The following is a 12,789-nucleotide window of genomic DNA, read 5'->3' on the forward strand; positions in this document are numbered from 1 at the left end:
GTCCTGTCCCAACGAATGGCGCCGTGTCCGCTCGATGCGGGACGCGCTACGGGCCAGCGAAACCTGACCGACGCCTCCCTCCGTCATCCAGGCAGGCAAGCATCAGGAGTAACCGCAGATGGCGACAACGGGAGATGTGGAGCTAGCCCGACGAGTGGAGGCAGAGCTGCGTCAGCAGGGCCTCACGCGGACTGTCAGGGATCTCGGAGTGCTTCGTCAGGTTGCTGGTCTGCGTGGCAGGAACGCACGGTACGTTCCTTGGGGGCATGCTCGCGGGCATGGGGTTGCCAGCCGCCCCGCCGTCCCCACCACCCAAGCCGCCCACGACCGGACAGACGCTGCTGGACCAGCTGCGTGCTGCCCGGCTGGCGGTGGGTGTGGCCGACGCGCTGGCGGCCGCGCTACGGGCCGGCGACGCCGAGCAGGCCGCCAGGCATCTGGCGGCGTTTGAGCAGGCAAGCCGCACTCACCCACGCCACGGCCGGCAAGGACCCTGGCAACGACGCCGACGGGGAGGCGTCGTCGTGACCGGCGCGGCTGCCGCGCCTGGCCTGGATGCGCGGGTGGCCGCGGCGACCGCCGCGTGGGCGGTCGAGCTGGCCATCCAGGCAACCCGGACCCGCGGCGACGAGGTGCCACGCTGGGCCGGGACGGTGGCCGAGCTGCTGCACGGCTGGTCCCGGCAGCTCGGGCCGGGTGGGTGGGCAGCGGGGCAGGCCGGGATTGCGAGGACGCCAGGCGTACCACGGGCGCCTGTGAGGTTGGGCGTTCTCGCCGGAAGCCCAGTGCCGGCCGCCCCGCTGTCCGCCCACCCGTTGCTGACCTGGCTGCGGCTGCGCGTCGGCCTGCGTCGCTGCCTTGCCTGCGGCCAGCTCGGCAATCGCAGCCTCCAGCCCGCCCACCCTTGGTGCCGCCCGCCAGGGCACGGACCTGGGCTTGCGTCGACCGGGTCGCCTGCTGTCCGCGTACACCTTCATATGTCGTTCCGCGTACGACTTGACGTGTAGGTCGGTGAGGGCGAGCTGTTCCGTTCGCCCATCGTGAGGGCCATCCTCCGACTGGTAGGGACCAACCTGCCGAGTCGGAGGATGGCAGCTCATGATCCTCTCGCAGGAGCAATGGATGGAACTGCGCGCGTTCAAGGCGCTGGCCGACGCTGGGGCCACCTGGGCGGAGATTGCCCGGGAGACCGGCTACGACTGGCGCACCGTCAAGCGCTACCTCTCGACCGACGCGCCGGCGGCGCCGCCGGCGCCAGCCAAACGGGGACCCGGCCGGCGCAAGACCGACCCATACGCCGGCCTGATCGACGCCTGGCTGCGCCGCCAGCCGAAGCTCAAGGCCTCGGTGATCCATGAGCGGCTGGTCGCCGAGCACGGCTTCACCGGCCACTACCAGCGCGTGAAGGTCTATGTCCGGGAGGCCCGGGCCCGCGTGGCCGCCTCGGAGCCCGAGCCGAGCGGCTTCCACCGCCGCTTCGAGGTCCTGCCCGGCGCCCAAGCGCAGGTCGACTGGGGCGACGAAGGCGAGCTTGCGACCGCGACCGGGCCGCTGCACGTCTTCAGCTTCCACATGACGCTGGCCTATTCCCGCGACCCGTTCTGCTGTTTCACGGCGTCGCAGGACCTGGGCACGTTCTGGGACTGCCACCGGCGGGCGTTCGCCCACTTCGGCGGCGTCCCCGCGGTGATCGTCTACGACCGGACCAGGACGGTGGTCCGCCGCCACGTGGGCCGTGGGCAGGCCACCCCGCTGCACCCCGAGGCGGTCGCGTTCGCCGAGCATTACGGGTTCGCGATCTGGCTGGCTGCCCCCGGCCGAGCCGAGACCAAGGGACGAGTGGAGCGGCAGGTCGAGATTGTTCGCAGCCATGTCCTGGATGGGCGTTCGTTCGACTCGCTGGCCGAGATGGACGCCGCGTTCGCCACTTGGCTGCCGATCCGCCGCGCGCAGGTCCACCGCACCCACGGCGAGGTCATCGCCGTGCGCGCCGAACGCGACCGGGCCGCGCTCCGCCCGCTGCCCGAGCAGCCTTACGTGGTCTGTGACCGGCACACCCGCCGGGTCGGCAAGGACGCGCTGATCTCGTTCGAGGCCAGCCACTACTCGGTGCCCTGGCGCAAGGTGCGCCCCGGCGGCCGGGTCGAGCTGCGGGTCACCCCGGCCGAGGTGGCGATCTTCTCGCTCAGCGGTGAACAACAGCTGCTCGCCACCCACCCGCGGGCGGCCGGGCGCGGCTGCTGGGTGGTGGACGAGACCCACTGGGACGGCCTCCCCGACCGTGCCGACACCCAGCCGCTGCCGCCCTGCGCCGGCGACTGCGAGCTCACCGCACCTCCTGACCCGGAGCCTGGCCAGCTCCAGCTGCCAGGGATCGCCGGCTGGGCGAACTCACCCGCCGCCAGGGTCCTGGTGGCCCACCGGCGGCTTGCCGTCTACGACCAGCTCGCGGGGGTGCCGTCGTGAGCGAGCTGGTCGCCACCCGCATCCGCGAGCACGCCGAACGGCTCCACCTCGCCAACCTCACCAGCAACCTCGACGCGCTGGTCACCCGAGCCGAGCAGGCCACCATGGGCTACCTGGACTTCCTCGACCTGCTCCTGGAGGAAGAAGTCGGCGTGCGCGAAGGCCGCCGGTTCCACAACGCCCTGAAGCTGTCCGGGCTGCCCCACCACAAGAGCCTGGACACCTTCGACTTCGCCTTCCAGCCCGACCTGGACGCCCGCAAGGTCCGCGACCTCGCCACCCTCGAGTTCGTCGAACACAAGGCCAACGTCTGCTTCCTCGGCCCACCCGGGGTCGGCAAGACCATGCTGGCCGTCGGGCTGGCGATCGCCGCCTGCCAGGCCGGCTACTCGGTCTATTTCACCACCCTCGACGACCTGGTCAGAAACCTCAAAGAGGCCGAGGCCACCGGGCGGTTCGCCAAGAAGCTGCAGACCTACCTCAAGCCCGCGGTCTTGGTCGTCGATGAGGTCGGCTATCTGCCGCTGGCCCGCCCCGACGCCAACATGGTCTTCCAGCTCGTCGCGCGCCGGTATGAGCGCGGCTCGATCCTGCTCACCTCCAACAAGGCGTTCAGCGAGTGGGGCGGCGTGTTCGGCGACGACGTGCTCGCCTCGGCGATCTTGGACCGGCTGCTGCACCACAGTGACGTGATCTCCATCAACGGGCCCAGCTACCGCCTGAAGGACCGGCTCAAGCCCTCCTCGAACGGGGGTGGTGCTCTCGAGTGACCCTGCTTGCCCTGCTACCTACAGATGAGCCCGTACCAGAAACGACATCAGCCCTTGACCCCGGACACCGGCGCCGCTGGCGGCACCCAAGCAGTGTGAGACGGGTTCTCTGCGTCCCGGCTGAGGTGCTGTTGACTCACTGATCAATGGCCGACGATGTCTGGTTGATCAGACTCGCCTGTCGGAATACTTCGCCGCAGAGGCGCCTGGCCAAGGAAACGCCCCTACCACGGATGCTCGTTGGCTACCAAACCAGGGCGGTGACCGCGGAGTCGATCGCCACTCGGGCGCTTGCCCTCCCGCGGCGCCCGTGGGGCTGCGGGGCTATCAGGAGCGTGGGGTCGGCTCAGACGGTTTGCGGGCCGTGAGCCGCTCCACGATGCCGAGCTTGGAGCGCTCGCGTTGCTGGATCTCAAACCCCTCGGCCTGCACCTGCAGCAGCGGGCGACGCCGCATGTGCTCTTCGCCGAGCGGTCGGGTGACCAGCTCCAGTAGCCATTGGATCGCCCGCACCCAGCGCGGCGCGCCGGCCACGTGGTCCAGCAGCAGCAGCCGGCCACCCGGCCGCAGGACCCGTTTCATCTCGGCGACGGCACGCCGCTCGTCGGGGATGGCGCACAGCGACAAGGTGCAGACCACGGTGTCGAAGCAGGCGTCGGGCAGGTCGAGGGCTTGGGCGTCGCCAAGTCGCAGGTCCACCTCAAGGCCGAGCTGGTCGGCTTGGCGGCGGGCCAGCTCCAGCATCGCCGGGCTGAACTCGATCCCGGTCAGGAGGACGCCCTCGGGGTAGTAGGGGAGGTTGCGGCCGGTGCCGATGGCGACCTCGAGGACCTCGCCGCTGGCCTGGGAGCACACCCAGTGCCGTCCATCGGCGAACAACCTTCGCTCGAAGAAGGCCATTTGCTTGTCATAGTTGCGGGCGTGCTTGTCCCAGTAGCGGCGCAGCCGCTGCGCCCGCTCGGCGCTGACGTGGCTCGGCATGGGGGTCCTCCTTCGCGCCGCCGGTGCAGCCTCCCGGCTGTCGCGGTGGCGTCATCAGCTTCACTACCCTACGATAGTAGCAACTACCGACTGGTAGTAGTTAGGCCGCGGCGTTGGTCGTGAGAGCGTTGGTCGTGAGGAGGAGTCATGGGACACGACGCGATGTATCAGATGATGTCGGGCATGGGCGGGGGCATGATGGGCGGCAGCATGACCGCGCTGGCCTGGTTCTGGGCCGCGTTCGCAGTCGCCCTGCTGCTGCTGGCCGTCGTCGGCGGGATTGCCCTGTTCCGAGCCCTGACCCGCCCGCCGAACGCGCCCAGCGGGACGGCGGGGCCGGGCCCTGCTCGGGCCGAGCTGGACCTGCGCTACGCCCGCGGCGACCTCACCCGCGAGGAGTACCTGCAGCGCCGCGCCGACCTCGAGGACGCGCGGCCGTGACAGCCGGCTGGCCAGACCCCGCGGCCAGTCTGGACCGGGCTCTGGGCCTGCTCGGCCCGCTAGAGGCCCGCATCATGCGGGCGGTCTGGACCGGGCAGGTCCCCGAGCCGTTCGCCGTCCGCGACGTGCGCGCCCATATGTCGGAGCTCGCCTACACCACTGTGATGACGACCCTGCGGCGGCTGGCCGACAAGGGCCTGCTGGTCGCCGACGCCACCCTCGGCAAACGCGCCTACGACTACCGGTCGGCGGGTAGCCCGCAGGCGTTCCTGGCCGCAGCCAGCCACCGGGAGGCCAAGGACGTGATCGACCGGTACGGCGACGCCGCCCTGGCCGCGTTCGCGGCCCGGCTGGACGCCCTCACCCCCGAGCAGCGCAGGCGACTGGAGGAGCTCGAAGGGCGATGAGCTGGCTGCGTGGGCGGCCGGCCCTGCTGGCCCTGGTGGGCGGGCTGGTCGCCGCACGGCTGGCCTGGCACTCCAGCCCGGTCATCTGCCGGCAGATGACCATGACCGGCTGCCTGGTGGTCGCGGTCCTCGTCGTCGCGGCGCTGGGCCTTGCGACCTGGACCGCGCGGGGCGCCTGGCTGGCCGTTGGCGCCGCCCGGGAGGTCGCCGGGCTGCCGCGGCTTCCCAGCCCCGACGCGCTGGTCGCCGCGGCGCGACGGGCCGGCGCCGGCGAGGTCGTCTGCGTCGACAGCCCAGCGTCGTCAGCGTTCTGCGCCGGGCTGCTGCGCCCACGGGTGTTCGTGACCAGCGGCATGGTCGCGTCCCTGGCCGGCGACGAGCTCGACGCGGTGCTGGTCCACGAAGCCGAACACGCCCGCCGCCGTGACCCGTTGCGCCGCCTGGCCGGGCGGGCAGCAGCCGATGTCCTGTTCTACCTGCCGCTGGTCGGCTGGTGGTCGGCCAGCCGGCTCGAGGACGCCGAGCTTGCCGCCGACCGGGCCGTGATCGCGCGGGTCGGCCGGGCCCCGCTGGCCCGGGCGCTGCGGGCCACGGCGGCAACGGCCGCACCGGCTGCCGGCGCCCGGTTCGACGGCGCGGGACCCGCCCGGGTCACCCAGCTCCTCGGCGACCAACCCCCACGCCGACGGCCGCCCCTGGCGGCCTGCCTGCTGTCACTGCTCGGGGTGATCCTTGCCATCAGCCTGGCCATGTGCGTCGGCCAGGGCCTGGCCAGCGCGGTCGTCGGCTGAGCCATCCTCCAGCACACAGCAGTCCTCGACGTGCTCGGGCCGCCAGGCCGCCAGGCCTCCCAGGGCCAGCAGCGGGCGCCACCGGTCAGGCGCCTCGTCCTCACCGAACCGGCCTCCCGGCGCTCCGGGCAATGCCTCCTGACTGCCTCCTACCTCTTGGAGAAGATCCTGTGGCAGGGAGAACTACGGGCGCTTCGTCCCCGTATCCCGCGTGGCAGCCGTTTGCTACGTTGTGTAGGAGACAGGCGACTGGCTGCCGATCGCGAGGAGCGATGGGCACACGACCGAGCAGGGGATGACAGGCGGCATGACGGCGCTGGCCTGGTGCTGGGCGGCGCCGCTGGCCGTGGGGCTGCCGCTGGATGTCGCCGGGCTGGGATGGCCGGGCCGCAAGCCCACGCGCCACGCAGGCACGCCAACCGGAACGGGCGCAGGCCGGGCCGAGCTGGATCTGCGCGATCCCGGCGAGCTCACAGGAGACGACGAGCTGCGGCGTCGCGTCGACTGCGACGCTGCGCGAGCATGAGCACCATGCTTGACGCCGCCGGCCACGCGCTCAGTCTGGCCTTTGCGATGTTCTGGGAGATCTTGTGGGCGCTGATCCTCGGCTTTGCGCTGTCCGGGGTGGTGCAGGCGGTGGTCTCCAAGGGCGAGATGAGCCGGCTGCTGCCCGACGACTCCCCCCGGTCGCTGTGCATCGCCTCCGGGCTAGGCGCTGCCTCCTCGTCGTGCTCCTACGCAGCGGTGGCGCTTGCCCGGTCGATCTTTCGCAAGGGCGCCGACTTCACCGCGGCGATGGCGTTCGAGCTCGCCTCCACCAACCTGGTGATCGAGCTCGGCATCATCATGGCGGTGCTGCTGGGCTGGCAGTTCACGCTGGCCGAGTTCGTCGGCGGGCCGCTCATGATCGTGTTCCTGGCCCTGGTGTTCCGGGTGTTCCTGCGCCGCCGTCTGGTCGAGGCGGCCAAACGCCAGGCCGACCGTGGGGTCCAAGGTCGCATGGAGGGCCACGCCGACATGGACATGGCCGTCACCGAGGGGTCGATCTGGTCGCGGGTCCGCTCGGCCAAGGGGTTCACCGCCATCAGCCACTACTTCGTGATGGACTGGGCTTCGGTGTGGGTCGATATCGTGGGCGGCCTGCTGATCGCCGGCGCGCTGGCCGCCTGGGTCCCCATGGCGTTCTGGCAGGGCTTCTTCCTGGTCGACCATCCCCTGCTCGCCAAGCTGTGGGGGCCGCTGGTCGGCCCGGTCGTGGCGGTGGTGTCGTTCGTGTGCTCGATCGGCAACGTGCCGCTGGCCGCCGTGCTGTGGAACGGCGGCATCAGCTTCGGCGGGGTGATCGCCTTCATCTTCGCCGACCTGATCGTGCTGCCGATCCTGGACATCTACCGCAGGTACTACGGTTGGCGGATGGCCGGCTTCCTGCTGGCCACCTTCTACGCCACCATGGTGGCGGCCGGGCTGGTCGTGGAACTGGTCTTCGGCGCAGCGGGGCTGGTCCCCGAACAGCGGACCGCCAAGGTCGTGGAGGCTAGCACCACCTGGAACTACACCACCATCCTCAACCTCGTCTTCCTCGCCCTAGCCGCCGTCCTCGTCGTCCGCTTCCTGCGCACCGGCGGGCCGGCGATGCTCAAGATGATGGGCGGCCCCCCGACCCACGCCGGCTCCGACGGCTGAGGACACGGCGGCAGGCCAGGAGCACGCGCCACAGCCGGTCAGCCCGTCCCGGCCCCGTCCCGGTGGGCCTCGCGGCCTGCTGGAGCGCTACCGGCCAGCGTCTCGCCGGTGGCCTGCTGCCGGGTCGGATCGGGCGGCGGGGAGCCGAACGGGGCGGTGACGGCCAAGGCGACCGTGACCGCCAGCAGCGGCGCGTACGGTGTCCCGAGGGCGCGCAGCGTGACGTCGAGCCCGCCGGCCAGCGCACCGAGCAGCGCCGCGGGGACGGCGCTGGCGGGCGTCAGTTGTGGGTCGGCCAGCACCACGGTGGCCAGCAGGAACAGCCCGAGTGAGGTGGCGGGGATCTCGACGGCCTCAAGGCTGGTCTGCCCGGCGAGCAGCCGCAGCCCCTGCAGGCCCAGATGGGCCAGAAAGAACCCCGCGACCACCGGCAGGCGACCCGAGCGCCACGCCCCCAGCGTGAGCGCCGCGGCGGCCAGGAACCCCGCCATCCACGCTACGGTGTCGCCGGCGTGGCTGACGTGCAGGAGCTCCATGCGGGCGTCCAAGGAAGGCACCGCCAGGACCAGCAGCGCCGCCACCGCCACCGGCGCCAGTGCCCATCCTGCCGGCCGGCGGGCCGCCACCCGCAGCAGCCCCGCGACCACGCCGGCCAGCAGGTAGGGCGCCAGCCCGCCGGCGCGCAGCAGCAGCGCCAGGACGGCCCCGTCGGCGGCGGCCACGGCGAGCGTCTCCCGGTCCCGGGATCCGGCGGCCACGGCGATGCCGACCGTGATCGCCACGACTGCGGCCACCGTCCACGGCTGGGCGCCCAGGCCGAACAGGCCCCGGGCGGCCAGCGCCACGGCCACGGCCGTCGCGCCCACCAGCAGGTGCGGCCGGACCGGTGGCAGCCGCCAGGTCCCGGCCGCGCCGGCGGCCAGGAGCGCGCCGGCCAGCTCCAGCAGCTTGGTGAGCAGCCCCAGAGCGTCGACGGCCTCGCGGCCGCCGAACGCGGGAATGTTCCACAGCCGCGACACCCCGTACAACACCAGCAACCCGCCGACCACGACCCCGGCCGCCAGGGCGGTCCGGCGCGACCCTGGGGTCCGCCACGCCGCGACGGCCAGCAGCAGCTCGGCGAGCCCGGCAGCGGCGAAGAACACGCCAACGGCCAAGCTCTCTCTGGCATGCTGGCCGACCAGGGCGAGGTGGATGGCGCCCGCCGTGCCGAGGGTGACCGCCGCGCCCGCCCCGAGCCGCCCGCGTGGCGTTCGTGCCGCCGGGCCTGCCCACGCAAGGCCAGCCCAGGCCGCCACGAGCAGCAGGCCCAGCAGCGGGCCGAGCCGCAGCAGCTGCGCGGCGCCGCCGTGCACGCTGGCCTGCTCGACGTGGGCCAGCACCAGCGGGCTGCTCACCTGGCCGACCCCCCACCGCCGCCCCGCCACCCCGGCGGCTCCGCGGCCGGCGGGCCGCCGGGGTGCGAGACTCCATTGCACCCCTGGGATGATCGGCACGGGTCTCCCTCCGTCGATTCCTACGGCGTGTAGGATAACGGCTCGACGCCACGCGCGGGTCATGCGCGCGGTGCCAGGCAACCGGTCAGGCAGGGGAGGTCCAGCAGTGCGCACGCCCAAGCCCCCGGCGCGCAAGCGGCCGGCCCGCACCCCCCCGACGACGCGACCACGACCAGGGGCAGGATGGTCGCCGTGGCTGGCGCTGGTCGTGGCGGTCGGCCTGGGGGTGGTGGCGGTCGTGTGGCTCACCGGACGGCCGGGCGGCGGGAGCGGGCAGGCGGCCGGCGGCGTCCGGGCGGTCGGGGAGGCCGCCCCGCCGGTGCGGCTGCCGGCCACCAGCGGGCAGACCGTCGACGTGGCCGGGTTCCGGGGCAAGCGCAACGTGCTGCTGTACTTCTACGAGCACGCCGGGTGAAGCCCATGCGAGGCGCAGCTGGTCGAGCTGCAGCGGGCCAAGGCCACCTTCCACGCGGAGGGCACCGAGGTGTTCGCGGTCACGGTGCAGGACCTCGCGACCTCGCGGGAGCTGGCCGCCCGGCTCGGCGTCGACGTCCCCATCCTGGCCGACACCTCCACGCAGGTCGCCAAGTCGTTTGGGATCTACGACCTGCCCGGCAGCATGGGCCCGTTCTCGACCCACTCGTTCTGGCTGCTGGACCGCGACGGGCGGATCCGCTTCCGCGAGGTGTCGCTGGAGATGCACGTGCCGTTCGGCAAGGTCCAACAGGCGGTCGCCGCGCTCAAGGTGTGAGCCGGCGCCGTGACCGCGGTCAGCGCAGCAGGGCCGTATGGGCCTGCTGGTTGACCCACAGCGCGACCACCACGACGACGGCGATACCCCAGGCACTGCGGGTTGGCTGCACGCGAACCTCGAGCCACCGGCCGGTCACCATGCCGACCAGCCAGCGACCCAGGGCGAGCATCGCGCCCGCGACGAGCAGGGGGCTGGCCGGGTTGTAGGTGAAGGCCTGGCCGAGCCGGCCGCGCAGCAGCGCGACGGTGCCGCGGGCCATGCCGCACAAAGGGTCCATGATCCCCAGATAATGCAGGGGCCCGTGCAGGTCGACCGGTGGCAGGCCAACCAGCGCCAGCAGCCCGGCGACCAGCAGGCCGGCGGCGGCCAGCGGCGCCAGGGTGGGATGGCGGTCCTGCCGTGCCCAGCGGACGCGCAGCACGCCTGCTGGTCGGGCCGGCGGCGGGGCCGACGCGGTCCGGTCGGCGCGGGCGGTCATCACGGCACCTACTGGCCGAGGTAGGTGCGGATCGCGGCGCGGAGGCGGTCGGCGTCCAAAGCGCCGAAACGGCGACCGCGCAGGACCCCGTCGGCGGTGAAGAACAGCGTCGTCGGCAGCGCGGTCACGCCCAGCTTGAGGACCTCGGTGCCCTTGGGGTCGGCCGCCAGCGGGTAGGTCACCCCGGTGGCGGCGACCAGGCGGCGGGCGGCGCCGGCCTCGTCGAGGTAGTCGACGCCCAGGAACCCGACCGTGGCGCGCGCCCGCAGGTAGACCGCCTGGAACGCGGGCATCTCGGTGCGGCAGGGCACACAGCACGACGCCCACACGTTCAGGACCAGCGGGCGGTCGCGCTGGTCGTCGGGCAGGGTGAACCCTGGCCCGCCGGCGAACCTGGCGAAGCGGCCCGGGCCACGCCCGGCGCGGCCGCGGACGCCGACGGTGCCCGCGTGTCGCCCGCTGCTGGCGCGGGCTGCGGCTGGGAGCAGGCGGCCAGCAGCGACACCGCGACGGCGGCTAGGGCGAGCAGGCGGAGACGCGCAAACATGTCGGTTAGATCGGCGGCCAGCCGGAGCGGACAAACAGCCGCACCAGGGGGGCGAACAGGCGCGTCCAGGCGCCAGCGGCCATGGCCAGCCCGACGACCACCAGCAGCGCCCCGCCAAGCCGGGCGAGGGTCTGGTGGTGGTGGCGCGCCGGCTCCACCCCGGCGCCCCCCCGGGCGACCGCCCAGGCCAGCAGCAGGAAGGGGACGGCAAGGCCCGCGGCGTAGACGGCCAGCAACCCCGCGCCGGCCGCGGCGGCGCGGCTGGCCGCCGCGGTGGCCAGCAGCCCGGCCCGACGCACGGCGTCCAGCCCAGCGCGAACGCCGCCCCCAGCGCGCCGCGAGCAGGGACTCCCCGAGCCGTCCCGTTCATGGCGGCGCCGAGCCGGCGTCGGCGACCAGCCGCCGGTCGAGCGCTCGTCGCAGCTTGCGTTCGGAGAGCCTCCCGTACGAGAAGAGCTGGTCGTTGAGGAAGACGCCGGGCGGGAACGGCAGGCCAGCCTTGGCGAGCTCGCGGCCTCCCGGCGTGTTGAGGTCGACCACAGTCACCGCCAGGTCGTATTCGCCGGCGAGGCGCTTGAGGACCTGGTTGGCCTGCTCGCACAGGCGGCAGGCAGTTTGGGTGAGCAAGAGAATCTGGATGGTACTCATCGGGTGGTCTTGCCGAGTCCGGCGGTGAGGTCGGCGAGGAGTTGGTCGACGGGGACGTACATGGTGTAGTTGGGCGCGCCGCCGTAGTCGGCCCGCCAGCGGATCTGCCCGTCTGGGCCGACCAGCACGAACGTGTGGCCGTCGCGGCTGGTGCCCATCATCCCGTACTGGTTGGCCTGGTAGGCGCTTGAGACGCGCAGGTCGGGGTCGGCCAGCACCGGGCTGGTGAGGTGCTCGTCGGCGACCTTCTGTTTGAGCGCGTCGAGCGGGTTGGTGGTGATGCTGGCGACCTGGTCGATGCCGAGGGCGTGGAACTTGGCCTGGTTGGCTTCGATGTCGGTGAGCTGGTTCCAGCAGGGCTGGCAGCCGAGCCCTTCCTGGAAGTACAGCAGCACGGTCTTGCCCCGCTGGGCGCCCAGGTCGAAGGTGCCGTCGCCGGTGGTCGGGAGGCGCACCGGCGGGGCTGGCTGGCCGGGCCCTGGGCTGCCAACCTGGTAGCCGCCGCGGCCGGCCCCGCCGGTAGTGGTGTGCTGCTGCCCGGTGAGGAAGACGCCCACCAGGGCCACGAGGGCGAGGACGGTGATCCCGGCCGCCCACCACAGCCGTCGGCGTCCACGGGGCGGTTGGCGGCTGGCCGAGGGGCGGCGGGTCGCCTGCGGGCGTACGGTCGGCTTCGCCTCTGGGTTGCTCATCGGGAGGCCTCCTCGGGGTCAGGGGTGGCAGGGGACGACCCTTGGTCGTCGGGCGGCGGGGTGGGGAGCCAGCCGAGCTGGCGAAGCGCGCGCCGGACCAGCACGGCGACGCCGCTGGCCAGGAGCACGGCGATGACCCAGCCGGGCAGCCAGGCGAGCGCGCGGGTGGCCAGCGCGCCGGTGTGCTCCAGCTGGGCGGCCAGGCGCGCCTGCCAGCCGGTCGGAGTCGGCATCGGCTGGCCGGTCAGCCCCATCCACAGCGACCCGATCCCCATCGCGGCGAGCAGCAGCCCGGCGGTCAGCCCTGTCCCGGTGACGGTGCGGCGCATCGGGCCGAGCCGCCAGGTGACCGTGCGGGGGCGGAGCAGGCGCCGGGCGCGCGGCTCGTGGCGTTCCCAGACCAGGGACAGGGCGAACAGGGGCGCGAGCATCCCGGCCACATAGGCGGCGCCCAGGGCGAGGGCGAACCCGAACGAGGCGGCCACCCCCGACAGGGCGACAACCCCAGTTAGGACCGGCGCGCAGCAGGCGCTCGTCACCCCGGCGAACACCCCGAGGCCGTACACGCCCGCCGGTCCGGTCCGGCCAGTCGCCTGCCGCCCGGGCGTGGGCAGGCGCAGATCCCCGCCGGCTAG

Annotated in this window: 16 protein-coding genes and 1 pseudogene; 9 read left to right on the forward strand and 8 right to left on the reverse strand. The window is 73.0% G+C overall.

Annotation, left to right across the window (positions count from 1 at the left end; translation table 11 throughout):
* The first annotated feature begins 1,098 nt into the window (after nt 1–1,098).
* A complete protein-coding gene (gene istA, locus VG276_18725) occupies nt 1,099–2,466 on the forward strand; it encodes an IS21 family transposase (GenBank protein HEV8651369.1) in 1,368 nt (455 codons plus the stop codon).
* Complete coding sequence (gene istB / locus VG276_18730) at nt 2,463–3,236, forward strand: IS21-like element helper ATPase IstB (protein ID HEV8651370.1); 774 nt, start codon at nt 2,463–2,465, stop codon at nt 3,234–3,236. The genes istA and istB overlap by 4 nt, the downstream gene beginning before the upstream one ends.
* A gap of 327 nt (nt 3,237–3,563) precedes the next feature.
* On the opposite strand, the gene VG276_18735 is transcribed toward istB, so the two are convergent.
* Complete coding sequence (locus tag VG276_18735; GenBank protein ID HEV8651371.1) at nt 3,564–4,217, reverse strand: class I SAM-dependent methyltransferase; 654 nt, start codon at nt 4,215–4,217, stop codon at nt 3,564–3,566.
* A 147-nt stretch (nt 4,218–4,364) separates the two neighbouring features.
* Between VG276_18735 and VG276_18740 the strand changes: the two genes are divergently transcribed.
* The 5 genes from VG276_18740 (at nt 4,365) to VG276_18760 (ending at nt 7,539) form a co-directional block, all read left to right on the forward strand.
* Nucleotides 4,365–4,658, forward strand: coding sequence for an SHOCT domain-containing protein (locus VG276_18740; GenBank protein HEV8651372.1), 294 nt, complete (start codon nt 4,365–4,367; stop codon nt 4,656–4,658).
* Nucleotides 4,655–5,065, forward strand: a complete 411-nt coding sequence (locus VG276_18745) for a BlaI/MecI/CopY family transcriptional regulator (GenBank protein HEV8651373.1) — start codon at nt 4,655–4,657, stop codon at nt 5,063–5,065. Before VG276_18740 ends, VG276_18745 begins: the two co-directional genes overlap by 4 nt.
* On the forward strand, nt 5,062–5,856 hold the full coding sequence (locus tag VG276_18750; GenBank protein HEV8651374.1) for a M56 family metallopeptidase: 795 nt from the start codon (nt 5,062–5,064) through the stop codon (nt 5,854–5,856). The genes VG276_18745 and VG276_18750 overlap by 4 nt, the downstream gene beginning before the upstream one ends.
* Nucleotides 5,857–6,163: 307 nt before the next feature.
* Entirely contained in the window at nt 6,164–6,382 is a 219-nt protein-coding gene (locus tag VG276_18755; GenBank protein ID HEV8651375.1) for a hypothetical protein, read from the forward strand.
* Entirely contained in the window at nt 6,379–7,539 is a 1,161-nt protein-coding gene (locus tag VG276_18760) for a permease (GenBank protein ID HEV8651376.1), read from the forward strand. Before VG276_18755 ends, VG276_18760 begins: the two co-directional genes overlap by 4 nt.
* Before the next feature lie 38 nt (nt 7,540–7,577).
* On the opposite strand, the gene VG276_18765 is transcribed toward VG276_18760, so the two are convergent.
* Nucleotides 7,578–8,936 carry a hypothetical protein gene (locus VG276_18765; GenBank protein HEV8651377.1) on the reverse strand — a complete coding sequence of 453 codons (1,359 nt, stop codon included), beginning with the start codon at nt 8,934–8,936 and terminating at the stop codon, nt 7,578–7,580.
* Nucleotides 8,937–9,141: 205 nt separating this feature from the next.
* Between VG276_18765 and VG276_18770 the strand changes: the two genes are divergently transcribed.
* Both VG276_18770 and VG276_18775 read left to right on the forward strand, forming a co-directional pair.
* Nucleotides 9,142–9,450, forward strand: a complete 309-nt coding sequence (locus tag VG276_18770) for a hypothetical protein (protein HEV8651378.1) — start codon at nt 9,142–9,144, stop codon at nt 9,448–9,450.
* Nucleotides 9,451–9,465: 15 nt separating this feature from the next.
* Nucleotides 9,466–9,786 (forward strand): annotated as a pseudogene (locus VG276_18775) (redoxin family protein).
* Between the two features lie 19 nt (nt 9,787–9,805).
* Here VG276_18775 and VG276_18780 read toward each other — a convergent pair.
* The 6 genes from VG276_18780 to VG276_18805 form a co-directional block, all read right to left on the reverse strand.
* Nucleotides 9,806–10,267 (reverse strand): DUF2752 domain-containing protein, encoded by a 462-nt coding sequence (locus tag VG276_18780; GenBank protein ID HEV8651379.1) that lies wholly within the window; start codon nt 10,265–10,267, stop codon nt 9,806–9,808.
* Nucleotides 10,268–10,275: 8 nt separating this feature from the next.
* Nucleotides 10,276–10,932, reverse strand: a complete 657-nt coding sequence (locus VG276_18785; GenBank protein HEV8651380.1) for a TlpA disulfide reductase family protein — start codon at nt 10,930–10,932, stop codon at nt 10,276–10,278.
* Nucleotides 10,820–11,113, reverse strand: a complete 294-nt coding sequence (locus VG276_18790; GenBank protein HEV8651381.1) for a cytochrome c biogenesis protein CcdA — start codon at nt 11,111–11,113, stop codon at nt 10,820–10,822. Before VG276_18790 ends, VG276_18785 begins: the two co-directional genes overlap by 113 nt.
* A 67-nt stretch (nt 11,114–11,180) precedes the next feature.
* Nucleotides 11,181–11,462: a glutaredoxin family protein gene (locus tag VG276_18795; GenBank protein ID HEV8651382.1), complete on the reverse strand. Its 282-nt coding sequence runs from the start codon at nt 11,460–11,462 to the stop codon at nt 11,181–11,183.
* Nucleotides 11,459–12,154: a peroxiredoxin family protein gene (locus tag VG276_18800; GenBank protein ID HEV8651383.1), complete on the reverse strand. Its 696-nt coding sequence runs from the start codon at nt 12,152–12,154 to the stop codon at nt 11,459–11,461. Before VG276_18800 ends, VG276_18795 begins: the two co-directional genes overlap by 4 nt.
* Nucleotides 12,151–12,789, reverse strand: a 639-nt coding sequence (locus VG276_18805; protein HEV8651384.1) for a cytochrome c biogenesis protein CcdA, incomplete at its 5' end; no start/stop codon positions are given. The genes VG276_18800 and VG276_18805, both read right to left, overlap by 4 nt.

The organism is Actinomycetes bacterium (assembly GCA_036000965.1).
Lineage (GTDB): Bacteria > Actinomycetota > CALGFH01 > CALGFH01 > CALGFH01 > DASYUT01.

Bases quoted from the DNA above. Each gene is read 5' to 3' on its own strand.
- istA (HEV8651369.1), top strand. From the start codon at position 1,099: ATGATCCTCTCGCAGGAGCAATGGATGGAACTGCGCGCGTTCAAGGCG.
- VG276_18735 (HEV8651371.1), bottom strand. From the start codon at position 4,217: ATGCCGAGCCACGTCAGCGCCGAGCGGGCGCAGCGGCTGCGCCGCTAC.
- VG276_18740 (HEV8651372.1), top strand. From the start codon at position 4,365: ATGGGACACGACGCGATGTATCAGATGATGTCGGGCATGGGCGGGGGC.
- VG276_18750 (HEV8651374.1), top strand. From the start codon at position 5,062: ATGAGCTGGCTGCGTGGGCGGCCGGCCCTGCTGGCCCTGGTGGGCGGG.
- VG276_18755 (HEV8651375.1), top strand. From the start codon at position 6,164: ATGACGGCGCTGGCCTGGTGCTGGGCGGCGCCGCTGGCCGTGGGGCTG.
- VG276_18760 (HEV8651376.1), top strand. From the start codon at position 6,379: ATGAGCACCATGCTTGACGCCGCCGGCCACGCGCTCAGTCTGGCCTTT.
- VG276_18780 (HEV8651379.1), bottom strand. From the start codon at position 10,267: ATGACCGCCCGCGCCGACCGGACCGCGTCGGCCCCGCCGCCGGCCCGA.
- VG276_18795 (HEV8651382.1), bottom strand. From the start codon at position 11,462: ATGAGTACCATCCAGATTCTCTTGCTCACCCAAACTGCCTGCCGCCTG.
- VG276_18800 (HEV8651383.1), bottom strand. From the start codon at position 12,154: ATGAGCAACCCAGAGGCGAAGCCGACCGTACGCCCGCAGGCGACCCGC.